Below are 25,182 nucleotides of genomic sequence, written 5' to 3' on the forward strand. Positions count from 1 at the left end.
TTTTTTGGGTCGGCAAGCGGGCTTTCCTTTATGAAATCTGGCGCCGATTGTGGCGGAACGGCATGGCAAAGGTCAAATTTCAGGCTTACTTTTTTGGTTTCGGAATTTTCATCCTTAGGAGTTATAGTATAACATGAAGCATCGAGAGCGGATAAATTTTGTTTTAAACTTTCGTCAGATTCTTTCGTTTCATACTCAATTGTTTTCGTGTCACCATAAATGGCGGTAACATTTGAGCTAAAATGAGTATGTATTTTGTATTTTTTCAAAGTCTCGACTAAAGTTTTAGCGTATTCCGGAACGCCAAAAATACTTGCTCCCCCAGATATGTAATGAACATCACATTGGTCCAAAATCCCTTTTTTTCGCCAGTAATCGCATGCCAAATACATTATTTTATGGGGTGCTCCACCGCATTTTATGGGTGTGGATGGATTTGTGAATACAGCAGTGCCTCCTTTGAAATTTTCTATAAATTCCCAAGTTTTAGGGGCAAATTCAAACGAGTAATTGCTACTCACGTTATTTTTGCCTAAGGTATCTTTGAGCCCTTTTATTTTATCCCAGTCCAATTGAATTCCAGGATTCACAACCAAATAGTCATAGCTTATTTCTTTACCGCTCTTGCAAAGGACTTTGTTTTCGTAAGGCATAAATTGAGTCACTGCATCAATAATCCAAGTGCTGTTTTTTGGAATATAGTCTTTTTCTGGGCGAACCGTTTTTTGAATATCATAAATGCCTGCTCCCACTAATGTCCAAGCGGGTTGGTAGTAATGTTTTTCTGAGGGTTCAATGATTCCAATGTTTAGTTTGCTTTTTTTACGAAGTAATTGGGAAGCAACGGAAAGTCCGGCGTTACCGCCACCAATTATTAATATTTGAAAATGTTCTTTCATGATTGGGAAATTATAGTTTGTACAATGGTACGAAATTATTCGCTGAAATTCAGTGACTTATGTCACATGACTGATTTGTTTAAATATAGTTTCCTTTACAATAATATAAACGCAATTACGAATACAAACCAACCAAAACTGGATTTTAATTATGCCAGGTCTGTCTTCCTGGATAGTTTATTTCCTGTAAACAATCCCGGCATTGGTGTCGCAGAAGTCCGCACTAAAAACTATAGGGGAATTTACATGCTAGGATGAAAAATGGGGGGGCCAACGGTATCTTTCCTTGGTAAGCCCCCTAAAAAGCCTGTCAAGATAAGTATAGGTTAGTTGGCTTGATTTTTTATCATTGATATGCACGCCGCAATCTAAGGAAAAGCAAAAACGAGCAGAATCAATAAATTCTTGGCGCTATCAAATTCACAAAAAATATTCCAGACAAAAGCACTAGGACAAAGGCTGTTTGCCTTTAAGTTGCAAACAGTTACATTTAACGACTTAGCTCATTATTTCGTCAAAAGTTCAATTTGATTGCGGTGCAATTTTACCATTCCGCGTTGTTCCATCTTTTTTAGCAAACGGGAAATAACCTCCCTAGAGGTGTTCAGCTCCGTTGCGATTTCCTGATGGGACAACTTTAAGTCTTTGCAACCGCAGGCCTCCGAATGACGTTTTAGATAAAATTCCAAACGTTCATCCATAGCCCTGAACGCAATATTGTCAATGACTTCCAAAACCTCTTCAAATCGAGTGCGGTAGGTAAAAATGACAAATTCATACCAGCTGCGGTACTCCATCATCCATTTTTCCATCAAGGTAAGGGGAATCATTATTAAATCAACATCCTCAACCGCCTTGGCCATAATCTGGCTTGTCTGACTCTTTGTTGCGCATATCATCGAAACGGCACAGGCTTGGCCCGGCTGCAGATAATACATTAAAAATTCACCGCCATTTTCCCCCTCACGGTAGATCTTAATTTGGCCTTTTAATATCAAAATGGTGTTGTTGATATACTGACCTGTACGCATAATAACATCCCCGGCTTTATATGATTGTCTAATAGCATTAGTTTCAATTTCATGTATAAGGTCGTCCGAAAACGCGGGGAATATTTTTTTTAAATCGTCAGAATCCTGCATTATTATGTGTTTTAAATAGTGTTTTATCGTTGTGTAAAAGCTGTTCCTGTTTTAAGGAATCTAAGTTCGGTATTGTAAAAGTACGCTAAAATGCCAAGAAATTGGAAGGGATAAAGGATAGAATACTATATTCCGAAGACATTCAACCGTAAGATGTTTTTACCTTATTCCCTATGGATTTAGTGGGCTGTTTTTTATCGATTTAAGAGCATAACTCGTAGTTTGTTGATTTTTAAGTATTCACGAAAACGTTTTCTTCGAAATAATCCTCAATTCACAAAAGCGCGGATTGTTGTTTTATAAAAACATCGTATTTTTACAAAAAACAGCAAAATGAATTTAACACAAGAAGATTGGATCACTCAGCTTGAAGCAGACGCAAATGCAGTAATACTCGACGTAAGAACGGAAGACGAATATAATGACGGGATTATCGCCAATGCTATAAATATAGACATCCATCAGGGGCAAGTTTTTGTCTCCGCAATTGATGCGTTGGATAAGAGCAAAAACTATTACGTGTATTGCCGTTCTGGCGCCAGAAGTTCTAAAGCCTGCGAAATTATGAATGAGTTGGGTATTGAAAATGCCTATAACTTGTCAGGAGGAATCTTGGCATGGAACGGAGACATCGTTTCTCCATAAAACAAAAGTAGGAAGCGAATTCCTATTTTTTATTTGAACCAAAAAACCAAAAAACCACATGAATACAATACCGGAAGAATTTCAGATTAAGACATTATTAAATCAAGATACCTATTTAGTAAATGGGGAGTTAAAAAAATGGACTGGGCAAACAACTCCAGTTTTTTCAACCATTTCATCTACTGAAGAATATGCGCCTACAATCTTGGGTTCTATTCCATCATTAGGCGAAGCTGAAGCTATGGAAGCTGTTGAAGCAGCATCGGCTGCATACAATAAAGGGCAAGGATTATGGCCAACCATGAAAGTGGTGGATCGCATTAGTTGCATGGAAAACTTTGTCAGCCAAATGAAAACTACCAGAGCAGAGGTCGTGAAGCTTTTGATGTGGGAAATAGGGAAGTCATTAGGGGATTCCGAAAAAGAATTTGACAGAACGGTTGATTATATCAACGATACTATTGAAGATTACAAAGCATTAAATGCTAAAAGTGCTCATTTTTCTAAAGTGCAAGGCGTTAATGCCATGATCCGAAGAGGGCCACTTGGTGTTGTATTATGTCTTGGACCTTACAATTACCCATTAAACGAAACTTTTTCGTTGCTTATTCCCGCGCTTATTATGGGGAATCCCGTAATTTTCAAACCGGCTAAACATGGAGTTTTGTTGATTTCTCCTTTGTTGGAAGCATTCAGAAACAGTTTCCCCGCCGGAGCTATCAATATCGTGTATGGTAGAGGCCGTGAAGTGGCAGCACCGATGATGAAGTCTGGAATGGTCGATATATTGGCATTGATTGGAAACAGTAAATCAGCTATTGCTTTGCAAGATCAACATCCAAATAAAAATAGATTGCGTTTGGTATTAGGTTTAGAGGCGAAAAATCCTGCGATAATCCTTGCGGATGCCGATTTAGATCTGGCTATCCAAGAATGTATAGCAGGATCATTATCATTTAATGGACAACGTTGTACCGCCTTGAAAGTGTTGTATGTACATGAGTCAATAGCTGATGAATTCAACAAGCGTTTTGCCGCTAAAGTAGATGCGCTGACTTTTGGAAATCCATGGGACAAATCAGTGTTTCTGACTCCATTGCCAGAAAAAGACAAGCCGGCTTACATACAGGAATTAATTGACGATGCCGTAAGTAAGGGAGCTAAAGTCATCAACGAGAAAGGTGGGCAACATTCTGATAATTATATTTTCCCAGCTGTTTTGTTTCCAATAAATAAAGAAATGCGTTTGTATCATGAAGAACAGTTTGGTCCAGTGGTTCCGATTCTTTCTTTCAAAGATATTCAAGAACCATTGAATGATATGGCTGAATCCAATTATGGGCAACAGGTAAGTTTATTTGGAAAGGACATCAAAACAATAGCACCGCTTATTGATACGTTAGTGAATCTTGTTTGCAGGGTAAACTTGAATAGTTCTTGCCAAAGAGGACCGGATGTTTTCCCGTTTACCGGAAGAAAAGATTCCGCAGTGGGAACATTGAGTATTCACGATGCGTTGCGCTCGTTCTCTATCAGAACCTTCGTTGCTTCTAAAGACAATGACTACAACAATGCCATTTTACAAGAGTTGCTAAACAGCAAAGAATCAAATTTCATTAATACCGATTATATTTTATAATTGAAGTTTATATTAAAAAAAGCCGTCTCGTATTTGCCAGACGGCTTTTTTTATTCGGATCCTGTTTAAATTGTTGACAAAAAAATAAAGAAGAACTGCTTATTTTTTAACCTTACTCAGGTCAAAACGATAAATAGCCTCCATTTTTAAAAGAATGGTATTTGATTTGTCTTCGAACAATCGGGTACGGTTGTCACCAAATTTTAACGCCAGGATTTGTAAATCAAGTTTTTGATCTATAGGATATACTCTAAACTGGTTTAAAGAATAGCCCACTTTTAGACGTAGAAGAATTTTTTTGTCGAAAACGCTTCGTTGCACGTAAGAGGAAAAATCTATCGAATTATTTTCCACATAATTGGAACGGACATTATCCGTTGTCAGTTTGTAACTGTTTCCATGACCCAAAAAATCAACTCCTATTCTTGTTTTATCAGTCAAACTATAGTTGATATCGGCATCGTTTGGCATAAAGAAATTCATCTCGAAACGTTTATTCGGACTGTGATAATAAAGCCCAATAATTGGAACCATAGACATACCATAAGCTTCGCTACTGCCATAAAGTCCAATGCTATAACCAAAGTTTTCGTCTCTTTTATATTTTAATACAGCCAATCCGCCCAGGTATATATCTTCAATGCTCAGATTGATATAATCGGATGCGACTTTTGGCAGAAAAAGATATACTCCGCTCCAGTGTTCGGAATGTTTTACTGCTAGACCAGCTCTTAAATTTGCTGAATATAAATGATCATTATTGGAATCAGGAAACAATTGCAAACTATAACTGCTGAAATTTATTCCCGAGATAACCGTGTATTTTTCATTTAAAACAACAGGTAAAATAAGATTTGTTTGAAATGTGGATATGTTGGTATTAACTGATGAATCTTCAAAAGTGGTTTTTTCCGATTTTCCATAATTTACAGAAAATAGGTCGATGTATTCTTGAGAATTACATAAAAAAGGCAGTAATAAAAATAACAATTGTACTATTCTTTTTTTCATTCTAGATATTATTTTGATTACCCCTACATATTAATGTCAATTGCTCTATTATTAAGCGAATATAACACTATTGTTGATTAGAAAATGGGAAAGCATAGATTGAAGGAAGTTTTGATTGCGGTTTGTTCAATTTTGAAGCGAAAATAAAACGTAATTGCTTAATTATCAGTATATTTACACAATAAAAAATAACATAAATAATAATAGTATGAAAAACGTTAAAAAATTTTTAGTGCCAGTTTTGTTATTAGTTTTTACCGTTGCTTTTTTATCATGTAAAAAGAATAAAACGGAGAAAATGGAGACCGAGGAAGGAATGCCTATGGATACAGTCGCTGAGGTTGCTGCGTTTGAGCCTTTTAAAGTAATAGTGATTAAGCATAAAGTAGCTGATTACGATAAATGGAGAAAAGGATACGATGCGCACGACTCGGTAAGGCAAGCGTATGGCATAAGCCATTACGTTATTGGGAGGGGAATGGATGATCGCAATACCGTCATCGTCATAGACAAAATGAATGATGTGACCAAAGCCAAAGAGTTTAGCGCAATGCCGAGCCTGAAAGAAGCCATGAAAAAAGCGGGAGTGATTGGTAGCCCTGAATTCGCTTATTACGAGGTAATTCGAAATGATGACTCTAAAATCAACCTTAAAGACCGCATAATGGTGACACACCGTGTGAAGGATTTTGACGCCTGGCTCAAAGTCTACGATGCCGAAGGAGTGGCCAAAAGAATGGAAGAGGGCCTTATTGACCGCGGAATGGCGCGAAGCATCGATGATCCTAATATGGTGACTCTGGTATTTGCCATTTCTGATATGGAAAAAGCGAAAGCAGCGATCAACTCTGAAGCAAAGAAAAAATTGATGACCGAAGCGGGTGTTGAAGGCAGTCCGAAAATGTTCTACTATAAATTGGAGAATATGTAAATCGTATAATTACCTTATGAAAAGACCAGCTTATTTTAATGTAGGATGGTCTTTTTTTTTGCGAGCGAAGCAATGGTGTCAAATTTTATTGTGTACGCATATCATATTCAATTAATTTGTTTACTTTTCGATATAGAAATGAAAGTAATGCTACACGATTTTGACTACATAATAATTGGGAGTGGATTTGGCGGTTCCGTTAGTGCCTTGAGGCTTTCTGAAAAAGGATACAAGGTGCTTGTGATTGAAAAAGGGAAATGGTATACTGCCAAAGATTTTGCCAAGACCAACTGGAACCTCGGCAAATGGCTATGGATGCCTTATCTTCGTTTTTTTGGCATCATGAAAATGAGCATTTTCAAGCATATTGTCGTGATATCAGGAACGGGTGTTGGCGGTGGTTCTTTAGTCTACGCCAATACTTTACCCATTCCTAAAACTAATTTTTACAAATCTGGGAGCTGGAGCGAACTCGAAGATTGGGAGACGGAACTTAAACCATTTTACCAAACAGCGCTTAAGATGTTGGGCGCTTCAAGAAACCCGAAATTATTTGATAGCGATATTGCCCTTAAGGAATTGGCAAAAGAGCTGAGGCGAGAAGACCAATTTGAACACCCCGATGTTGCCGTCTTCTTCGGAAAGGAAGGGCAAAACGTAAAAGACCCTTATTTTGGCGGCAATGGTCCTGATCGCGCGGGATGTGTTTTTTGTGGAGCCTGCATGACAGGTTGCAGGCATAATGCCAAAAACACATTGGACAAAAACTACCTATATTTGGCTCAAAAAAAGGGCGCAGAAATCCTTGCCGAAAATGAAGTGTTTGACGTGAAAGCTATCGATAAAAATGCGGGAATGACGGGGTATACGGTAAGTGTGAAGTCCAGCACCTCCTTTTTCAAAAACAAAAAAGAATTCACGACCAAAGGGGTCATATTCTCTGGCGGAGTATTGGGAACGGTAAAACTGTTGCTCAAACTCAAAGAGAAGTCTCTGCCATTGTTATCCGATGCATTAGGCGATAACATTCGAACAAATAATGAAACGCTAATTAGTGTCTCCACATTGGATAAAAGTAAAAATCTATCAAAGGGAGTTGCTATAGGTAGTCTGTTGCACACAGATGAAAACAGCCATTTAGAAATGGTACGTTACGGCGAAGGTTCCGGTTTTTGGAAGTTGCTTCATTTGCCCCTTTCTAACGGGAAGGATATAGTGACACGTCTTGCCAATATGACTAAACAAGCGGTTAAATTTCCTCTGAGTTACTTCAAGATCTATTTTGTGAACAGTTGGTCAAAAAGCACGACGGTTCTTTTATTCATGCAATCGATAGACAGCACTTTGAAATTCAAGACCAATATTTTCGGCGGCATGTCTTCCTCCGTAAGCTCGGGTGTTAAACCTACAGCCGATATCCCTGCATCAATTGCGCTCACTAAAAAATACAGTGAAATAATCGGAGGCCAGCCTACTTCATTCGTGCTCGAATCTATTGCGGGGATTCCCTCGACCGCTCATGTATTAGGAGGGGCCGTAATGGGTAAAGACTCTTCGCAGGGGGTAATAAACAAGAACAATGAGGTGTTCGGATATAAAAACATGCTAGTTATTGACGGTGCCATGATATCTGCAAATCCGGGGGTAAATCCTTCGCTTTCCATTACGGCAATTGCAGAAAGAGCCATGGCACAAATCCCATTTAATGAGGATAAGTTTTGGAATAATTAATGGTGAATAATTTATATTGATTGTTTCTTATTTCCAGATCTCACTTATATTAAATTAATTGCTTAATTTAGGGTAGTCAAAACGGGAAATGAAAAGCCATCGAACTCTCATGATTTTTGGTCCTCTTTTAAATTACTGAATTATCAAAAAGAAACTCAAAATAGCAAAGCAAGGCATTTACGAAAGACTGCATCGGGAGCCTTATTATAGCCATCCGAGATTGAAGTTTATTCCCAACATTGTGGTCAATCTGATTAGTTTTGCACTTTCGTTTGCAGTCGTAGCCGGTTTATTATTCCTGCTGCTGCGTTATTTGATCAATAAATTTTACCATTTAAACTAAAATTGTCGTTTTGTGAAAATTGATTTCCGACACAATAGATTTGGTTATGCCTTAGAAGTCATCGTAGATCCCGCCGACGCGATCACCACTAAAATAACGGCAAGAATCTCATTGAAAGTAAGGTACTCCTGCAGAAATATAAGTGCACAAACAGAAGCGGCTGCCGGTTCCAAACTCATTAGAATGCTGAATGTGCGGGCGGGAAGCTGTCCAAGAGCTTTCATTTCCAGTGTAAAAGGAATGGCACTTGACAAAAGAGCAAGAGCGATTCCCAGCGAAAAGTAGGTGGGCGTTAGACTATCGAGTCCGTTTCCCAGAATTCCAATGGGCACAATCAAAATAGTGGCAAAGAGCATTCCGGTTGCGACGGCATCCCCACCTTTCATTATTTTTGATATTTTTCCTCCCAACACGATATAGGCAGCCCAAAAGCCACCGGCCAAAAGAGCCAGCAGCATACCTAAAATATCTATTCCATTATTTGACCACGGAGCAATCAGAACAATGCCTGCCGCTGCAAGAAGTATCCAAACAAAATCTATCAATCGTTTTGAGCCCCAAACCGCCACTAACAGAGGACCTATAAATTCGAGGGTAACGGCTAATCCAAGGGGTATACGCTCTATTGCAAGGTAAAAAATCAGATTCATCGCACCCAAAGACAAGCCGTAGGGAATAACAAATTTCCATTGCGGAACGGCGATCTTGAGCAGATTTGGCCTGTAAACGGCTAGTAATATTACTGCAGAAATGCCAATTCGCAAAGATGCGGTCCCGGCGGCACCTATAGCCGGAAATAGCCCTTTTGCTATGGCTGCGCCAGACTGTACACTAATGATTGCAAAGAGGACAGCGGGTACTGGAGGGATATTGAGTAGTTTGTTTTTCACGTGATTATTCGGATATTGGTTGGTAAAAATACATAATTTATAGAACTGTGAATTGAGTTCGTAATAAATGATTAAAGGAGCATTAATAAAAAACCGTTATTGTGACAATTGACCCTTTCAGAAAAGCGAATGCCTTCTTCCAATCCAACCGTAGAAATGGAATCTTCAACAATACCCATAACCTACCTGATCGATCAACATAAAAATGTGGTGGCGGCTAAGATTGGCCCTGCAGATTGGAATAGTGATTCGTTTAGGCCAAAATTAGATGAGTTACTAAAAAACTAATGTAGCAACAGCTGTCGGACTCCTATCTAGCGTCTAATCATTTCTTATTGCGCAAAATAGTGATCTAGTTAACAATTTTTTAAGAAATAATTCATATGTTAGCCTCACATAAAAAAACATTTCAAAATAAGCGAATTTTGTAATTTTTATTTTATTGATTAAAAGAAGTCACGAATTTATTGTATGCCAGCATGAAAAGGATTGCCCATCTTTTGGCTAACACAAAAATAAAAGCTAAACTTCAATACCACTTTACAATTAATTTAAAAGATAATAAAATGCAAAAAATGATTATTCTGTTCTTCCTGTTTTTTGGCATTAGTTCTCATTGCCAAACTGCGGAAGAATTTTTCAGTAGTGCAAATAAGAAAAGCAAATCAAATGACCACAATGGCGCTCTGGCTGATTATACTAAAGCTATAGAATTGAATCCCAATTATAGTGACGCTTACTTCCAGCGGGGGTTTACCAAAGGGGAATTAAACGACAAAAGTGGGGCATTGGCAGATTACAATAAAGCAATTGAAATTGATCCCGATTATGTCGACAAACATTATGATGGAGGTGTCGTTAGGAAAAAGTTTCTAAATAGAAATCAAGCAATGGCGAACAATGTGAATACCATTGCATTCGATGCCGCCAAAGCTGTTTCGTTTTTCAACAGTGGTAATATGAAAAGTAAATTACTGGACCACAAAGGCGCATTGGCAGACTACAGTAAAGCCATTGAAATAGACCCATATTACAGTGATGCCTATTTTCAACGAGGGTTTACCAAGGGGGAATTGCACGATTACGACGGAGCATCCGCTGACTATACAAAGTCGATTGAAATTAATCCCGGATATGTTGACGCCTATTACAAGAGAGCTAATGCTAAAAATAGCATACACGATTATGCAGGTGCCATTGCGGACTTCACAAGAGTTATCGAAATTGACCCAACCATTGCTGATGCATATCTGAATAAAGGTATTGCCAGAGGTGAATTAAAGGATTATGTTGGGGCAATAGCAGATTTTACTAAAGCAATTTCGATAGATCCCACTGATAGTTATGCTTATTACAACAGAGGAAACACTAAAATCAAATTGGGTCAAAATGATAGCGGCTGTATCGATTTGAATAAAGCGAGTGAATTGGGGTACAGCGCTTTCGATAAGGTAAAGATAAAATGCAAATGAATGGATCGTAAGAAGTAATTTTCATCGGATTTTACTTGTAAAATCACGAAAAAGACAACGAAAATCGTAATCGCTCATATAAGTGGTTGCGATTTTTTTTGATTAAAGGCATCAAGCACTGCGCATTTTAAAAGTTATCTATGATCCAAGGTGAAATTCGATTTCGTACACGTTGGCGATAAAATTAGACCCCTTTACGGAAAACCGTAATGTAGCTAAAAATTAATGCTCGATGTTTGTGCTTAAGTACTATACATCTATTAATGCGCATTTTATTCGTTGTTTTTAGAATCGTAAATGACCGTGGAAATAAAAAATAAAGCTATGACAATGCAAGCAAAAGAACAACTAATATATAAAAATGAGCGGTATGAAATGTCCGAAGAGCCGTTAGAACAGTATTTACTGAACATGAAAGATGAGCCGGCATTTCATGTGCATTCCTCAAATTGTTGGAGAGGGTATTATGGGACATGGAAGCTAAAAGGTGAGAAGCTTTACCTTATTGAATTGATCGCTTCCACAGAAGAGGGGAAGAAAGTGGGTGTTGAAGACCTATTTCCGGAGAAGAAAGAGGTTTTTGCTGATTGGTTTTCTGGAGAAATCAAGGTCTTACAAGCGGAACTATCCGGAGCTAGCGAAAACGGATATAAATCAGAAGAGGAACAAGAATTGTTTCTGGATTTTCAAAATGGAGTTTTAATGGATGACATAGTATAAACAGTGACGTCAAAATAGGAGATGGGGGTAAATTCAAAAGCCGAAACACTTTTTGGATTATTTAATTTCCTGCAGGAATGACTTTCAACGTTAAATAATACGTGCAAAACAATAACCGATTTCTTATTTCAAGACATGAAAAACAAAAGAAATCATGCTTTTTTTATTTCGTCAATAATTTTTATTTTTTTATCTTCTGGTAATTTTACGTTTACTTTTGAACTAACGGTAAACCATTTACCAATGATACTATCAATTATTTTGGATTGGTGTTCGTAGGCACCACATGTTTTGCACATCGTTTTGTGAACTTGTAATTGCATTTTTTCTTTTGCGGTTAATGGCGTAAATAGCTGTTTGTCTATCAACTCTGTTGTTTTCTTACAAGAGTTTACCATCATATTCATTATTTTTCGCATTGGTGTTTGTATTAAAATAACTATACCCATTTCATTTCTAAACATTTTTTCAAGAGTAGTTTAGCTCTATGAACAATCTGCCAATAATTAGACACGGTTATTTCTAATTCCTGACAAATTTCGTCCGCATTTTTATCGGTTAAGTATTTGGAAGTTACGGCATATTTCCATTTTTGAGGCAAATCTTCCATGCAGTCTTGCATCACATTATTGAATTCAGGATTGTCCAGTAACTCTTCTTCCTGATCCCATACAGGATTGATTTCGTTTCTCTTCCAGTTTTCGGTTTCGTCGAATAATCCATCGGAAAGTTCATAGCCGCTATTTTCGGTTAAATGGAATGTTTGTTTCGTGGTTTTTGCACTCAATCGATAATAGTCGATCACTTTATGGTTTAGAATGGCGAACAACCAGGTTTTAGGCTGGCTTTTCCCTTGAAAAGTATCCAGTTTATGGAACGCGGCCAAAAAAGTTTCCTGTACCAAATCTTCGGCAGTTTCCTTTGAAGAGGTTTTGTATAATGCCCATGAAAAAAGTTCGTCTCCAAATTGATGGACCCATTTTTCGAGAACGGTTTTAGAATTTTCATTGATAACTTCCATAAATAGTTGTTGCCGTTTTTTTATAATTCCAAAGATACCTTTTTTTTAGACCACAAAAATGGCTTGTTTTCAAATAGCAGGAAGAGAAGTACAACAGCATATTCAAAACCAATTAACCAAAAGTTCTCTTTGAATACTGGATTTGAGTAGGCGCTGTAACTTAAAATGGCCGTCAAACTCCAAACTATTGGATACTTGAATTTTGTGAAAATAGTCATCAAAACAAGGTTAATAACATACCATGGATGAACGGTTGTGGAAGTAAAAAAATAGACACTTAAAACGAGTAGAAAACTTTGGAACAAATCTAGCGCGGTCTTGTTATTCCCTTTAAGTGCTTGAAGAATAATGCAAGCAATGATTAGTACCGGCATAATTCTGCCTGTTATTTGTATCACATTATATCCTGTAATCCAAAAGCCAATTTCTCTAATAAGATAATAAATACTGGCATTGAACTCAAAATTAGTAAACCACAAACCAATAGTTTTGGAATAATTTTCGATGAGTTCGGGAGATAAGAAAGGCAAGAACAGGAATACATTTATCCCAATAACAATTCCGTAAAATAAAGCACTTTTTTTCCAACCCAGTTTCTGGAAAAACAGCGGCAACAACAATAAAGGCAGCAATTTGGTTGAAATGGAGATGGCTAATAACAAGGCCGCTGTTTTTAACTTATTTTGATGCAGCAAGTACATGCTCCAAACAAAAAAGAAACCCATTACGCCCTCAAAATGAAGGTTCCCAGTAAGTTCAATAATTACCAATGGATTGAGCAGATACCAAAAAATGCGGTGTTTCTCTAATCCTAATCGTTCCATTAATTTGCTTCCAAAATAAAGTGTGCCAAAATCGGCAGCAATAATTATTATTCTGAAAATAATGGCCGCACCCATAATGGAATGCTTACTCAAAAATCCTGCAACTGTAAATAGTAACTGATTGGAAGGTGGATAATTGGAGTAATGGGAAGCACTTAAATTCCCCATGCCGTTGATTAACTCTTGCGCTTGGGCGAGTGTAAATTTTGGGTTCAAAATCAAATCTTTGGGCAAATGCAAGTACGGATTCAATCCTTCCAAAATCAACCTTCCGTCCCAAATAAATCGGAAGTAGTCCTGTGATAAATTGGGCAAAGCCACAATAAAAGTCAATCGGAGCAGCAATGCAGCGCCAATTAGAAAAGGCAAATTATTCTTTTGCAATTGGGTAATTTGGTACGCCAAAAGAAATAAAAAACTGTACGAAATAGCTAAAGAAACAAACTCGGTTCGCTGCAGTCCATAAGCAATATAGCCATAAACCAGAATGCTGACGATTAGAAAAAAAGAGGCTTTTGTAGTATTTGAAAGGGTGAAACTCATCTGGAATCAGCAATAGATTTTAGGAATACAAAGCCGAAGCCACAAAAAAGCATCAAATGCAATAGCAATAAACTGTAATCGTTGAGCGTAAAACTACTATAAATCCCGAATAGAAAATAGCCGGACAAAATTCCTTCGGCGATTACTTTTTTGGAGATTTTTTTCGTAATGTATTTATTTTCTTTCCAATGGTCTTTTTGATCCTCGATATTTAGTTTTGGAGTTCTGATAAAGTCAGTTTTTTTGCCCCATAAGCCTTCTAAAACGGCTATCGTATTATTAAACGAAAAGCCCAAGGCAATGACATAAAAAGTTAGAAAGGACTTAGTAAATTTAAAAAAATCATTTCCTTGTGTGTTTTTGAACGCTATCCAATAGTAGAAGAAAAAAATTACGGTTGTAATGAAAAAAAACAACATGGCATCAAAAAAAGTTTGAAGCGCTGCATAGTTCGATTTGATGTATAAGACGGGAACGCTCAATAAAGCCATGATAAAAACAGCAAGGAATAACGAACTATTCATAAGATGCAAAATACCGTGGATCTTGTTTTTTCGAGTCATTGTCTTGGCTTTTAGGATTCTAAAAAACATTTTCCTGAGATTTTCTGCGCCCCCTTTGTTCCATCGGAATTGTTGCGAACGCGCGGCACTTATGATTGCCGGTAGTTCAGCAGGCGTTACGATATGTTCTAAATACTTGAATTTCCATTTTTTTAATTGGGCGCGGTAACTTAAATCCAAATCTTCAGTTAGCGTATCACTTTCCCAATTTCCGGCATCGATAATGCATTCTTTTCGCCAAACTCCAGCCGTTCCGTTAAAGTTGATAAAATGGGTTTGTGAATTGCGTCCGACTTGTTCCAATGTAAAATGAGCATCAAGGGCAAATGCTTGTATTTTTGTTAATAAAGAGTAATCTCTATTCAAATGTCCCCAACGGGTTTGCACCACGCCAATTTTTTTATCCTTAAAATAGGGGATAGTCTGCAGAAGCCAGTCTTTTTGCGGCACGAAATCGGCATCAAAAATAGCAATAAACGCCCCTTTTGCAAGGACTAAGCCTTCTTTTAAGGCCCCGGCTTTAAAGCCAGTTCGACCGGCTCGACTGAGGTACTTTATATTTAAGCCGTTTTGGGACAGCTCCGCAACTATTTGTTTTGTTATACCAGCACTATCATCGTTGCTGTCATCGAGGACCTGAATTTCCAGTTTTTCATTTGGATACTCCAGTTTTGCAATGGCGTTGAGCAATCGTTCCACCACATATTTCTCATTAAAAATGGGTAATTGGATGGTCACAAACGGAATTTCGGAGGGATTTGTAAAATCAAATTTTTCAGAATGGTCAATTTGTTTTTTACTTTTTAAATAATTGATGAGTAAGTTTAATTGCGCTAATCCGTAGACAAAAATGACCAGAATGGCGAAGCTGAATACGAAGAGAATTAGGTAAGAAAGTAGCAACATTTTATTTAAAAGTATATTTAAAAATCCAACTTATTATTTTTATTCCGGCCATTATAGTTCCTTTTAATGTTCCTGAAACTTTTGAAACGCCGATTCTATTTTTGTAACGAACGGGAATTTCGACATAGGTAAAATTCTGTTTTAGAATTTTCAATTGCATTTCAACTGTCCAGCCGTACGTTTTGTCTTGCATTTGTAGATCCAAAAGAGTTTGATATTTTATGGCCCTAAAAGGGCCCAAATCAGTGAATTTTGCGTCAAAAAACAGATTCATCAAGAAGCAGGCCAGCCAATTTCCAAAAACTTGCTGCGGTGTCATGGAGCCTTTTTCTCGAAGAGTAGAAACTCTGGAGCCAATTACAAAATCAATGTTTTCATCGATAATAGGAGTGACCAATTGCGTTAATTCTTCCGGAAAATCAGAATAATCGCCATCAAGAAAGACGATTATGTCAGGTTTTATTTCTTGTGAAGCAATATGTCCTAATCCTTTGAGGCAAGCATAACCATAACCCATCTTATTTTCAGAAAGTACTGTCGCTCCGGCATTTATTGCGATTGCTTTTGTGTTATCGGTAGAATTGTTGCTGATAACAATTATTTCATTAACAATCTTAGGAATTGCCGCTATTACATGCCCAATCGCTTTTTCTTCATTATAAGCGGGAATGATTACTTTAATAATTGCCATTTACTTTTTATTATTTAATAATTCCATCAAATTCACATCATTCCCCAATAAAATTTCATTCGAGTTTATTCTTCCGGCAGGAGTGTCATTTTCTAATTTCAAAACGCCACGAGGGCAAACAGCTGAACAAATACCACAACCCACGCAAGAAGAGCGAACTATATTTTCGCCTTTTTGAGCATAACTGCGAACATCTATTCCCATTTCGCAATGTGTGGTGCAATTGCCGCAGGAAATACATTGGCCACCATTGGTCGTAATTCGGAATTTAGAGAACAAACGTTGTTGCAATCCTAGAATTGCCGCCATTGGACAACCAAAACGACACCAAACCCGGTTTCCCAATAATGGATAAAAACCCACACCAATGAAACCACTGAAAGCGGCACCAATGGCAAAACCATACCATTCACGAAGTGAATTACTGTCGATAAAAAGGATATTTTGATTTCCCGAAAAGAAATTAATCAGGATTGAAATAACGATTATTGAAACCAAGGAAAGCATCGTAAATTTAGCATCAGCATCTAAATCGTTGCGTTTGAAAACATATAAAACTCCCGTAAATACTATTAAAAAAGCCACAATGCCATATATGAATTGGTCTTTAGTGATAAAGCTCATTTCTGGATTATTAGACAAAAATGTAAATAGCACGGCGATGGTCATCACGAATGAAAACACTAAAACCGAGTGGATCATCCAACGCTCTAATTTCCAAACTTTTTGTGTGGAATTAGACAAATGACGGAAACTATCGCCAGCGGTTTCAGCCAATCCGCCGCATCCGCAAACCCAAGAGCAATACCAGCGTTTGCCATAGAAATAGGTCAAAATTGGTGAAATGATGAATATCATTGCAATCCCAAATACCAGCATAAACATTCCCAAGTTGCCACCTTCAAGCATGTTTTTTAAATGCCATTCATTGAAGAAATAATAGTTCAGGGGCCACATGTTTTTAAGGTCTTTGGCAAAATAAGCTTTGTCTGGATTCAGTTTTTCAAGAATTTCGGGAATAAGAAACGCAAAACCCAATTGAAAGAACATCACCGATATGGTTCGTACCAATTGATATTTATTGTGGCGGTATTTCAGAATGAATTTGTACCCAAGGCCCAGGATGGCCATAGTGTACAATGTTCCGTACACAAACCACTGGCTGGCTGGTTTTCCGTTCAAAAACAAGCTCAAAGGGTCAAAAAAAGCAATAATTCCAGAGTTAGTAGCGCCATCCTCTCCAAGCCCTAAATATTTTGGAAACCAATATAGAACGACATAAAACAAAGTCAATACAATACCAATAACCCAAGCAATTGTTCCTCTGTTAGTCAACGATTGATGAAAAAGTCCATTGTTACTGATGCCTTCTGGTCTATTTAAATAGGTAGCGTTGGCATAAAAAACAATGCCACCCAAAATGGCCACTATTGAAATGCTCAGCCAAAGTGTTTTGTTGGGAAACGCAACATTGAATAAAGCGAGCAACAAAATAAAAAGCCCGATAAACCCCAATGCTAAACCTAGCTTTTGAACGCTGCTTAGACCATTATTTTGATGTGATGCAATAGAAATATTTTTTATTGATTTGCTCATGATCGTATTTTTTGGAACCCTGCGAATTGGGTTATAAATTGTTCTTGAATTTCTTTTTCGTGAGCCGTAAAAAATTCCGGATCGAAATTGGCTTGCGCCAAATGATGAATGACATAATCTACGGTTTGATTATCCGTAAGTATTTTGTCAAAAAACTCGTGGCGCATTCGGATTCCAAAAGTATTAATGCCTAAAAATACCCTTGTTTCCTTGTGAAACGAAATGCGAATGGCTTTTTTACCCGACTGATGTTCCCAATAAAATTGCGCTTCGTAGTCTTTCGGTTTTGCCCAGACCCAACCGTAGGTTTGGTATTCGATGTCCAAGAATTTAGCGGAGTTGAACCAATGGCCAGGATTGTATTGTGTTGGATTTCCGGTCAGTGTTTGAGCGAGTGCTTCCCCCATCATCCTGCCTGTATACCAAACCGCTTCAATTGGGCGTCGTAAGCCAATGCCTTCGTGTTGTTCTGCACAATCACCAATGGCGAAAATGTCTTTGATATTGGTTTCTAAAAAGCGATTGACTTTTACGCCACGACCTAATTCAATTCCAGAATTTTTGAGAAAATCGATATTTGGAGAAACACCGGCTGTTAGACCTACGATTTGACATGCAATGGTTTCGTTTTTGTCGGTTACTATGGCTTTTGCATTACCATTTTCATCAGAAAGTATTGCTGTCAAGTTAGTATTTAAACGTAAATCTATATGATGTTCTAAAATATGACGATTAATCATTTGACTTTCTCCTTCAGGTAAAATACCATTCCAAAAACTATTTTCTCTAACTAAAAAAGTAACTTCGATGTTACGTGAACGAAGCATTTCGGCCAGTTCAATTCCAATTAAGCCGCCACCAATAATAACGGCTCTTTCAGTTGTTGGAGCCCATTTTTCTAAATGGTCTAAATCTTGTTTGCTATACAAACCGGTAACTCCATTTAAGTCCTGACCAGGCCAATCAAATTTATTAGGTTTTGAACCTGTTGCAATCACTAATTTATCAAACCTAATGGTTGAATTGTCGGACAGCAATAGTGCTCTTTCTTTTGGGAAAACTTCAGTTACACTTTTGTGAATTAATTCGATATTGTTTTTCTTCCAAAAATCGTTTTCATAGGGTTGCGTATGTTCAAATTTCATATGTCCCATAAAAACATACATCAAAGCAGTTCTGGAGAAGAAAAATTCAGCTTCCGAAGAAATGATGATGATTTTCGAATTCGATTTTTTGCGGATGTGGCGTGCAAGCGTAGTACCTGAAATTCCGTTACCAATGATGACTATGTTTTCCATACGAATGTAATTTGGTGCCAGTGTAGTCGAAAAAAAAGAAAACCTGACTGCTGAGTTAAAATAATAAGCGATTGACGATCACTACGAAATATTCTCATTTAGTTTTAAAACCAGCATCCGGTCTAAAAGTGTCATTGTCAACTGAAACGAATTGGATATCAGATAAGGTTGCCTTTCCAATTTTTTTCGTAAGGCCTTCTCCGTTTTTCCATTCCCAAAACAACCATTTTGTAGCAATTGGAACACCGTCTACATCGGTATACTCTAAATATTGGATGGCATGAGGGTTCTTTTCGGCTTCTTCTTTATTTCCTTTTACGGTAACAATGTAAGCTGCTTTTTCAATTAGATTATCAGATTTTTTAGCATAAACAACATACCAATCATCTGGTGCGTCACCAGTTCCAGATTCAAAAGTTAATTTTTGAGTCGTATAATCATTATTATCACTTTCTATATTTTCATAAGGATTCCATTTTGTACCGGGATCGCTAAGTTTAAAAGGGAAAAGAAAAAAGTACTCCCAGGTAAAGGCATCAAAACGAACGGATTCCTCGTTAGGAATAGCAGCTGAATAGAAAACTTTATCTTGGTCAAAAATGATTTTCGATTTGTTTTTAAATTCTAATACGCCCTTGGTTGAATTCGTGAGCACGGTCATTTTAGCATTTAGTCTTTCTTTTCCTCCAAATTCTAATTTGATATTGAATTGAATGGCTTCCTTTGAAAGGAATCGCTGCTTTTGATGCGCCAGTTCGATTTTTTCCGTAAAATCTTCTTTTTCAGTTGTTGATTTGCAGCCCACAAAAGCAACTGCGGACAGTAGGACAGTAGCGAGTAATTTTTTCATTGTATTCTCTTTAGTATTTAGTTCTATTAATGTTCAATTTGATGAAAATTTACATTCAAAAAAATCAATTACGGAACCTTTTTTCTTGAAATCTTTAGTCGATTTGGTACAAGAAATCAAAGGAAGCATCAAAAGGATCAAAAGGTGTTTTTACCGCTATTTAGTATCGTTTTTTCCTTGTTTTTGTGAGTCTTCGATTTCATTTTACACTAATTTAAAATTGTTTATCAAACAGTCGGATTTTATCGCTAAACCTGACATATTATTTTTTGAAAGGATACAGTTCTTGTTGGAGGAATGAACCAGGAAATTGATTTTCATCCTCAAAACCAAGTTCAATATCTCTGCCATCGGTTGGAATATAATTGGTTTTGAAGAGATAATCCCAAAGGCTTAATGAAATTCCGAAATTCACTCCGTATCTGTTTGGCATTTCTTTACTGTGATGCCAAATGTGCATTTTTGGGTTGTTGAAAATATATTTTAAGTAACCGTAATCCCAACCCAAATTAGCGTGGTTCAAATGTCCAATCGCAATAGAGACAAAATGAACTATAAATACATCCTGAAGATCAAAACCACCAATTAAAATAATTGGAATGTAAAGAATTGTTTTATAAATAATGGGTTCCATCCAGTTGTAGCGAAAATGTGCCGTAAACCCCATTTCTTTTATGGAATGGTGTGTTTTATGTATTTTCCATAAAAAAGGGATACTGTGCAATAATCGGTGCGTATTCCATTGAATAAAATCGGCTATCAAAAAGAACAGTGATAAGGAGACTGGTTTTGGCAATTCTGAAATAGAAAACAGCTTGATCGACGTTAGTTGTAAACCGAAAACAGCTGCAAAATCATTTATAGCCTGTTGCGTTACATTAGATAAAGCAATGAGGAGGACCAGATTTAGCAGGAAAAAATTGAAGTACAAATAGAACAAATCCAGCCAGAAATCCTTTCTAAAAATGGGTTGATTCTTTCGCCAAGGAAAAACAATTTCTAACAGCCAAACGACCAAAGAAATGACTAATAATCCGTAAAAATAATTATTCCAATTGGGAAAAATAATTTCATTTTTCAAGTAATTGAAATAACCGCCGTAAGAATTTAAAATAATATCGATGTATTTATCCATTATCTCAGTTGCATTTTTAAGGTTTTATAATAGCTGCTTTTTTCTAAATCTTCGAAGGTATCAATATCATTTAAGGTTTCTGTAAATTCAATTTTGTAATTTGCTAAATCTTTCAAAGTATCCGGTAGAACAGCAGCAGTTCCCCAGTTTTTGTTTAAAAAAAGAGAAGGAATCACTTTTTTTAATCCTAAAAGGTAATAACCACCATCTTCTGCCGGACCAATCACAGCATCATTAAACTTTAATTTATTGAAGGCTTTATTGATGTGATATTCCTGTAAATCGAACAGGTCGCTCCCAACGATGATGCAATTCTGATACCCCAATTCAAATAATTGCTGAAAAGCATCTTGCATTCGAGCTCCTAAATCAGCTCCCGATTGAATTCTTTTTTTATATAAAATGCCGGTCCATGAGTCATTGTTTTCTATCGTTTTATCGTAAAAGACAAATTTGTCGCAATCTAAATTTTTAGTTACTTTCATTGTATGAAGGAGCAAATCCTTGTAAATTTCCAATGCTTTTTCATCACCAATAGTTTTGGCTAATCGGGTTTTTACTTTTCCCAATTCCGGATTTCGGGTAAAAATTAATAATGCGTTATTTTTCATATACTTTTGTCCCATTTTTTAGATAAATGCTCCATATCTTTGTTTTCAAATCCAACATTTATGGCATTTTCAACATGACTCACATTGAATTCTTTCAGTTCACGAGCATCAAGGAAAACAGTATTTTTTTTTATTTCCTCCACTTTAATGTATGGAACTGTTCCTTAGTTTTTTCAACACTTGTGGAATGCTACTTTGCGCAGACACCATTATAGAAAAAAGGAAACAGCTTAAATATAAAAGCATTTTCATTGACATTTTTTAGAATTACACTATTTAGGCGTGCCAAGGCTTATTTCCTGACATCAGATTGTAAATTTCTTAAAACCAAGTTTTCTGTTTGTGTTCCTTTTGCACATTCCAGTTAAACACTTTATTAAATTCACTCCAAGTGTCCGCAATCGCTGGTAAAAAAGTAGGGTACACTAATGCTGTTGATTTGCTGCCATTATCAATTTGATCAATATAAAACTGTAATTCAAGCAAATATATTAAACATTCCTGATTTTGTGGCATTTGAGCTAACTGGACAAAATTGATAATCTGCTACAAATGTTTTCCTTTGGAAAGATGGGGGGCGTATGCAATATCTTGCAAAGAAAAACGGATTTACTTACCAACACAGCTTCTGTCTATACTAAATCATCCTAAAAAGAGAATTTATAAGCATGCTGTTCGATAACAATTAATACTATCAAGAGTGTATCTATTGAACACCCACAATGAGGGGTGTTTATACTCATAACTCTTTGTTGATGAGGGAGAAAGAGCGTCTTATTTATGAAAAAAAACGGGATGATTTTACAATCATCCCGTCTAGTGGAGTCGCCGAGAATCGAACTCGGGTCCAAACAAGCAACTAAAAGGCTTTCTACACGTTTATTTCCTGATTGAGTTTTCGATAGTGAGCAAGGCCAGAAACAGCCACTCAATACTTATCTTCTTTATTTCGAAGTCCACCCGAAGCTTATGGAAATCTAGGTTTAAATTTACGATTCACCTTTATCGACCGCTATAAACCAAAGCTTTCGAGGTAAATCCTGCTTTCCTATCTAATAGGAACTAGGCTAATCTTACTATGATTCAGATTATGCAGCAAGAGCGTAGTTTCCTTCGCCGTGTATGTGTTTTGGAACCTTTTATTAACGAGAATTGTCCCAGTTCTCCACGTGCTTACTTTTCAATTCGACTTGCTGTCAAAACCAGTCGACCCCTTTATTATCGTTCAAAGGATTAATTTGAGTCTGCAAAGGTATTTCTTTTTAACGGAAATAGCCCTATTTGCATTGGCAATATATCTCCAAAAATCATTCCTTTTTTTATTCATCAGCCAATTTGAACGGATATTCACCAAACAACCTTGCCAAATTTTTTACTTTGTAGGTTCTTCGGTCCATCCTGTTTGACAACGCGATTATGGTAACTCTCTCGTCAGGCATAGTAATATAGGCTGAGGTATTTCCATGCCACCAACCATTATGAAAATAAAAATTCTTTCCAGAGTCCCAGTTTACCATGCGTATTCCAAGACCATAATTTTTTGTTCCCTTGTGCTCATTGCTATAGCCGATATGGGCTTGCTTCAACAATTTTGGGTCCAGGAAATTAGGCGAATTACGGCCATCATCAAACTTCAATAAATCCCTAGGTGTCGAATAGATGTTCTTATCCCCATAGATGGCGTCCAAGTAATCCATATTGACCAGTGAAAAATTGCCCCTGTAGGACGGTGTTGCGGTCTTCTTGTCTTTCTCATAGTCGAACACATAGGTGTTTTTCATCCCCAATGGCTTGAAAATGATTTTTTCCATGGCATCCTTGTAAGACATACCGGTAATCTTCTCTATCACTAGTGCCAATATGGCATAATTAGTATTGCAGTAACTGAACCGGGTGTTCGTTTTGAATTCCAAATCAATACCCTTAGTGGCCATAATGGTCAGGATGTCCTGATTGCTTAAGATCTTGTGCCTGTCCCAAATGCCTTTTTTTTCGGTAAAATAGGCATAATTACGCATGCCGGTTCTATGGTTCAATAAGGTTCTTATGGTTACGTCCGGATACGGAAATTCTTTCAAAATGGTATTCACTTTTTGCTCCAAATACAGTTTCTTGGCACTGACTAACTTTAGCACCGCCGTGGCGGTAATCACCTTACTCACCGACGCTATGTGAAGCGGAGTGGTACTCTTCATCTGGGATTTTGCTTTATAGTTGGCGTAGCCATCGTATTTTTCGAAAATAATCTGTCCGTTTTGTGCCACCAGAAATCCGCCATTGGCACTTTTTCGAGTCCAGTTCTTATCGTAAAAATAGGCTATTGATTTTTTTTTGGCGTCAATGTACTCTTCGGTAAGTTTTGGACCCGGTTTTATGACAACGGCTTCCTCAATGGCTTCCTTTTTGAGGGAAACCGCCTCTGGGGCATTCTTTTGTTTGCAAGAGCCCAAAACCAATGACATCGCGAGTATTTGTAGTATATTTGCTTTTTTTATAAAATTCATTTTTGTGGCTCTAGATGAGCAAATATATAGAATCAAACTCTTTTGTCAGGTGTTTTTTTTAAACCTTAACAGTATTTTATTAAAGGCTGCGGAATCAAATGTTTCTATCATTTTGGGCATCAGCTTTTAATAGTTTTTGGAGTTTAAAATTTTTTATAAATAGAAATTTAATCCAGTTTATATTGTTATATTTGTAACAATACGACACAATAAAGTTATAATAAAAACATAAGTATTACTTAAGATATGAAATTCGGAATTTTAAAAGAAAGAAAGAGTCCGCCGGACAGAAGAGTAGTTTTCTCACCCAATGCGTTAGTTGAATTAAAGCAACGCTATCCGGAAACTGTCATAAAAGTTGAAAGTTCTGACATCAGAATTTTCACGGACGAGCAATACGGCAAGGCGGGAATCGAGATTGCAGAAGATATCAGCGACTGCGATGTTTTATTTGGGGTGAAAGAAGTTCCCGTGGAAAATTTGATTCCAAACAAGTCTTATTTCTTTTTTTCGCACACGATAAAAAAGCAGCCCTATAACAGGGAACTGCTGAAAGCCATTCTCGAAAGAAACATTAGTTTGTACGATCACGAAACCATTGTCGACGCAAATGGGCGAAGACTAATTGGTTTTGGCAGGTATGCCGGAATTGTTGGGGCTTACAATACAATACGCGCTTTCGGAACCAAATTTGAATTGTTCAAACTGCCAAAAGCCGAAACCCTTTCAGGGAGAGATGAACTGATTTCGCAATTAAAACGTATCGTTTTTCCTCCGATTAAATTCGTGATTACCGGAACCGGAAAGGTAGGTAGCGGAATAAAGGAAATTCTGGACGCCATTAAAATAACCGAAGTCTCGGTCGATAATTTCTTGACTAAGAAATATGCCCAAGCCGTTTATACCCAGATTGACGTACTGGATTACAACAAACGCATTGATGGGAGGGTCTTAGATTGCAAAGATTTTTACCAAAATCCAAAAGAATATGTCTCTAATTTTGAACGCTTCACTAAAGTGTCCGATATCCTGATAACGGGACATTTTTATAGCAACGATGCGCCGATGATTATGAGCAGGGAGATGCTACAGGCCAAAGATTGCAATATAAAAATCGTTGGCGACGTTTCCTGCGATATTAAAGGTCCGATTGCCTGCACGCTCAGAGCTTCGACGATCGCAAATCCCTTTTATGGTTATTTGCCATCGGAAGATAA

Annotated in this window: 24 protein-coding genes and 1 other RNA gene; 8 read left to right on the top strand and 17 right to left on the bottom strand. The window is 37.1% G+C overall.

Features of this window, described 5'->3' with window-relative positions; genetic code table 11:
* Both VIH09_RS00905 and VIH09_RS00910 read right to left on the bottom strand, forming a co-directional pair.
* On the bottom strand, positions 1-899 hold an 899-nt coding region (locus tag VIH09_RS00905), incomplete at its 3' end, for an FAD/NAD(P)-binding oxidoreductase (RefSeq protein ID WP_331576927.1).
* A 506-nt stretch (positions 900-1,405) separates the two neighbouring features.
* Positions 1,406-2,041: a Crp/Fnr family transcriptional regulator gene (locus VIH09_RS00910; protein ID WP_331576930.1), complete on the bottom strand. Its 636-nt coding sequence runs from the start codon at positions 2,039-2,041 to the stop codon at positions 1,406-1,408.
* 333 nt (positions 2,042-2,374) lie between these two features.
* Between VIH09_RS00910 and VIH09_RS00915 the strand changes: the two genes are divergently transcribed.
* Positions 2,375-2,686: a rhodanese-like domain-containing protein gene (locus VIH09_RS00915; protein ID WP_331576931.1), complete on the top strand. Its 312-nt coding sequence runs from the start codon at positions 2,375-2,377 to the stop codon at positions 2,684-2,686.
* A gap of 58 nt (positions 2,687-2,744) precedes the next feature.
* Positions 2,745-4,325, top strand: a complete 1,581-nt coding sequence (locus VIH09_RS00920; protein ID WP_331576932.1) for an NADP-dependent glyceraldehyde-3-phosphate dehydrogenase — start codon at positions 2,745-2,747, stop codon at positions 4,323-4,325.
* A gap of 99 nt (positions 4,326-4,424) precedes the next feature.
* On the opposite strand, the gene VIH09_RS00925 is transcribed toward VIH09_RS00920, so the two are convergent.
* A complete protein-coding gene (locus VIH09_RS00925) occupies positions 4,425-5,336 on the bottom strand; it encodes a DUF6268 family outer membrane beta-barrel protein (protein WP_331576934.1) in 912 nt (303 codons plus the stop codon).
* 208 nt (positions 5,337-5,544) lie between these two features.
* Here VIH09_RS00925 and VIH09_RS00930 point away from each other — a divergent pair, with 208 nt between their 5' ends.
* Both VIH09_RS00930 and VIH09_RS00935 read left to right on the top strand, forming a co-directional pair.
* The gene (locus VIH09_RS00930) at positions 5,545-6,267 is read left to right on the top strand and encodes a hypothetical protein (RefSeq protein ID WP_331576936.1); all 723 of its coding nucleotides are present in this window, start codon (positions 5,545-5,547) and stop codon (positions 6,265-6,267) included.
* 147 nt (positions 6,268-6,414) lie between these two features.
* Positions 6,415-7,998: a GMC oxidoreductase gene (locus tag VIH09_RS00935; RefSeq protein WP_331576971.1), complete on the top strand. Its 1,584-nt coding sequence runs from the start codon at positions 6,415-6,417 to the stop codon at positions 7,996-7,998.
* Between the two features lie 387 nt (positions 7,999-8,385).
* On the opposite strand, the gene VIH09_RS00940 is transcribed toward VIH09_RS00935, so the two are convergent.
* Positions 8,386-9,231: a DMT family transporter gene (locus VIH09_RS00940; RefSeq protein WP_331576938.1), complete on the bottom strand. Its 846-nt coding sequence runs from the start codon at positions 9,229-9,231 to the stop codon at positions 8,386-8,388.
* 129 nt (positions 9,232-9,360) lie between these two features.
* Between VIH09_RS00940 and VIH09_RS00945 the strand changes: the two genes are divergently transcribed.
* From VIH09_RS00945 to VIH09_RS00955, 3 genes are all read left to right on the top strand, one after another.
* Entirely contained in the window at positions 9,361-9,519 is a 159-nt protein-coding gene (locus VIH09_RS00945) for a hypothetical protein (protein ID WP_331576940.1), read from the top strand.
* Positions 9,520-9,797: 278 nt separating this feature from the next.
* Positions 9,798-10,703 carry a tetratricopeptide repeat protein gene (locus tag VIH09_RS00950; RefSeq protein WP_331576942.1) on the top strand — a complete coding sequence of 302 codons (906 nt, stop codon included), beginning with the start codon at positions 9,798-9,800 and terminating at the stop codon, positions 10,701-10,703.
* A gap of 324 nt (positions 10,704-11,027) precedes the next feature.
* Positions 11,028-11,423 carry a hypothetical protein gene (locus tag VIH09_RS00955; protein WP_331576944.1) on the top strand — a complete coding sequence of 132 codons (396 nt, stop codon included), beginning with the start codon at positions 11,028-11,030 and terminating at the stop codon, positions 11,421-11,423.
* Between the two features lie 152 nt (positions 11,424-11,575).
* Here the strand turns inward: VIH09_RS00955 and VIH09_RS00960 are convergent, their stop codons facing one another.
* From VIH09_RS00960 to VIH09_RS01020, 13 genes are all read right to left on the bottom strand, one after another.
* Positions 11,576-11,842, bottom strand: coding sequence for a hypothetical protein (locus VIH09_RS00960; RefSeq protein ID WP_331576946.1), 267 nt, complete (start codon positions 11,840-11,842; stop codon positions 11,576-11,578).
* 20 nt (positions 11,843-11,862) lie between these two features.
* Positions 11,863-12,444: a sigma-70 family RNA polymerase sigma factor gene (locus VIH09_RS00965; RefSeq protein WP_331576948.1), complete on the bottom strand. Its 582-nt coding sequence runs from the start codon at positions 12,442-12,444 to the stop codon at positions 11,863-11,865.
* 20 nt (positions 12,445-12,464) lie between these two features.
* On the bottom strand, positions 12,465-13,811 hold the full coding sequence (locus VIH09_RS00970; RefSeq protein ID WP_331576949.1) for a mannosyltransferase: 1,347 nt from the start codon (positions 13,809-13,811) through the stop codon (positions 12,465-12,467).
* Positions 13,808-15,280 (bottom strand): cellulose synthase family protein, encoded by a 1,473-nt coding sequence (locus VIH09_RS00975; protein ID WP_331576951.1) that lies wholly within the window; start codon positions 15,278-15,280, stop codon positions 13,808-13,810. Before VIH09_RS00975 ends, VIH09_RS00970 begins: the two co-directional genes overlap by 4 nt.
* Before the next feature lies 1 nt (position 15,281).
* The gene (locus VIH09_RS00980) at positions 15,282-15,971 is read right to left on the bottom strand and encodes a glycosyltransferase family 2 protein (RefSeq protein ID WP_331576953.1); all 690 of its coding nucleotides are present in this window, start codon (positions 15,969-15,971) and stop codon (positions 15,282-15,284) included.
* Positions 15,972-17,567 (bottom strand): 4Fe-4S binding protein, encoded by a 1,596-nt coding sequence (locus tag VIH09_RS00985; RefSeq protein WP_331576955.1) that lies wholly within the window; start codon positions 17,565-17,567, stop codon positions 15,972-15,974.
* The gene (locus tag VIH09_RS00990; protein WP_331576957.1) at positions 17,564-18,865 is read right to left on the bottom strand and encodes an NAD(P)/FAD-dependent oxidoreductase; all 1,302 of its coding nucleotides are present in this window, start codon (positions 18,863-18,865) and stop codon (positions 17,564-17,566) included. Before VIH09_RS00990 ends, VIH09_RS00985 begins: the two co-directional genes overlap by 4 nt.
* Before the next feature lie 94 nt (positions 18,866-18,959).
* The gene (locus VIH09_RS00995) at positions 18,960-19,715 is read right to left on the bottom strand and encodes a hypothetical protein (RefSeq protein WP_331576959.1); all 756 of its coding nucleotides are present in this window, start codon (positions 19,713-19,715) and stop codon (positions 18,960-18,962) included.
* Between the two features lie 262 nt (positions 19,716-19,977).
* Positions 19,978-20,850, bottom strand: a complete 873-nt coding sequence (locus VIH09_RS01000) for a sterol desaturase family protein (RefSeq protein WP_331576961.1) — start codon at positions 20,848-20,850, stop codon at positions 19,978-19,980.
* Positions 20,850-21,461: a TIGR04282 family arsenosugar biosynthesis glycosyltransferase gene (locus VIH09_RS01005; RefSeq protein WP_331576963.1), complete on the bottom strand. Its 612-nt coding sequence runs from the start codon at positions 21,459-21,461 to the stop codon at positions 20,850-20,852. Before VIH09_RS01005 ends, VIH09_RS01000 begins: the two co-directional genes overlap by 1 nt.
* A complete protein-coding gene (locus VIH09_RS01010) occupies positions 21,458-21,604 on the bottom strand; it encodes a rhodanese-like domain-containing protein (RefSeq protein ID WP_331576965.1) in 147 nt (48 codons plus the stop codon). The genes VIH09_RS01005 and VIH09_RS01010 overlap by 4 nt, the downstream gene beginning before the upstream one ends.
* Positions 21,605-22,278: 674 nt before the next feature.
* Positions 22,279-22,675: a transfer-messenger RNA gene (ssrA, locus tag VIH09_RS01015) on the bottom strand.
* 105 nt (positions 22,676-22,780) lie between these two features.
* A complete protein-coding gene (locus VIH09_RS01020; RefSeq protein ID WP_331576967.1) occupies positions 22,781-23,965 on the bottom strand; it encodes a serine hydrolase domain-containing protein in 1,185 nt (394 codons plus the stop codon).
* A gap of 246 nt (positions 23,966-24,211) precedes the next feature.
* Here VIH09_RS01020 and VIH09_RS01025 point away from each other — a divergent pair.
* Positions 24,212-25,182, top strand: a 971-nt coding sequence (locus VIH09_RS01025) for an NAD(P)-dependent oxidoreductase (protein ID WP_331576969.1), incomplete at its 3' end; no start/stop codon positions are given.

It is taken from the genome of Flavobacterium sp., from assembly GCF_036515215.1.
Taxonomy (GTDB): Bacteria; Bacteroidota; Bacteroidia; order Flavobacteriales; family Flavobacteriaceae; genus Flavobacterium.

Bases quoted from the DNA above. Each gene is read 5' to 3' on its own strand.
- VIH09_RS00910 (WP_331576930.1), bottom strand. From the start codon at position 2,041: ATGCAGGATTCTGACGATTTAAAAAAAATATTCCCCGCGTTTTCGGAC.
- VIH09_RS00915 (WP_331576931.1), top strand. From the start codon at position 2,375: ATGAATTTAACACAAGAAGATTGGATCACTCAGCTTGAAGCAGACGCA.
- VIH09_RS00920 (WP_331576932.1), top strand. From the start codon at position 2,745: ATGAATACAATACCGGAAGAATTTCAGATTAAGACATTATTAAATCAA.
- VIH09_RS00925 (WP_331576934.1), bottom strand. From the start codon at position 5,336: ATGAAAAAAAGAATAGTACAATTGTTATTTTTATTACTGCCTTTTTTA.
- VIH09_RS00930 (WP_331576936.1), top strand. From the start codon at position 5,545: ATGAAAAACGTTAAAAAATTTTTAGTGCCAGTTTTGTTATTAGTTTTT.
- VIH09_RS00935 (WP_331576971.1), top strand. From the start codon at position 6,415: ATGCTACACGATTTTGACTACATAATAATTGGGAGTGGATTTGGCGGT.
- VIH09_RS00945 (WP_331576940.1), top strand. From the start codon at position 9,361: ATGCCTTCTTCCAATCCAACCGTAGAAATGGAATCTTCAACAATACCC.
- VIH09_RS00950 (WP_331576942.1), top strand. From the start codon at position 9,798: ATGCAAAAAATGATTATTCTGTTCTTCCTGTTTTTTGGCATTAGTTCT.
- VIH09_RS00955 (WP_331576944.1), top strand. From the start codon at position 11,028: ATGACAATGCAAGCAAAAGAACAACTAATATATAAAAATGAGCGGTAT.
- VIH09_RS00960 (WP_331576946.1), bottom strand. From the start codon at position 11,842: ATGCGAAAAATAATGAATATGATGGTAAACTCTTGTAAGAAAACAACA.
- VIH09_RS00965 (WP_331576948.1), bottom strand. From the start codon at position 12,444: ATGGAAGTTATCAATGAAAATTCTAAAACCGTTCTCGAAAAATGGGTC.
- VIH09_RS00970 (WP_331576949.1), bottom strand. From the start codon at position 13,811: ATGAGTTTCACCCTTTCAAATACTACAAAAGCCTCTTTTTTTCTAATC.
- VIH09_RS00975 (WP_331576951.1), bottom strand. From the start codon at position 15,280: ATGTTGCTACTTTCTTACCTAATTCTCTTCGTATTCAGCTTCGCCATT.
- VIH09_RS00980 (WP_331576953.1), bottom strand. From the start codon at position 15,971: ATGGCAATTATTAAAGTAATCATTCCCGCTTATAATGAAGAAAAAGCG.
- VIH09_RS00985 (WP_331576955.1), bottom strand. From the start codon at position 17,567: ATGAGCAAATCAATAAAAAATATTTCTATTGCATCACATCAAAATAAT.
- VIH09_RS00990 (WP_331576957.1), bottom strand. From the start codon at position 18,865: ATGGAAAACATAGTCATCATTGGTAACGGAATTTCAGGTACTACGCTT.
- VIH09_RS00995 (WP_331576959.1), bottom strand. From the start codon at position 19,715: ATGAAAAAATTACTCGCTACTGTCCTACTGTCCGCAGTTGCTTTTGTG.
- VIH09_RS01000 (WP_331576961.1), bottom strand. From the start codon at position 20,850: ATGGATAAATACATCGATATTATTTTAAATTCTTACGGCGGTTATTTC.
- VIH09_RS01005 (WP_331576963.1), bottom strand. From the start codon at position 21,461: ATGAAAAATAACGCATTATTAATTTTTACCCGAAATCCGGAATTGGGA.
- VIH09_RS01020 (WP_331576967.1), bottom strand. From the start codon at position 23,965: ATGAATTTTATAAAAAAAGCAAATATACTACAAATACTCGCGATGTCA.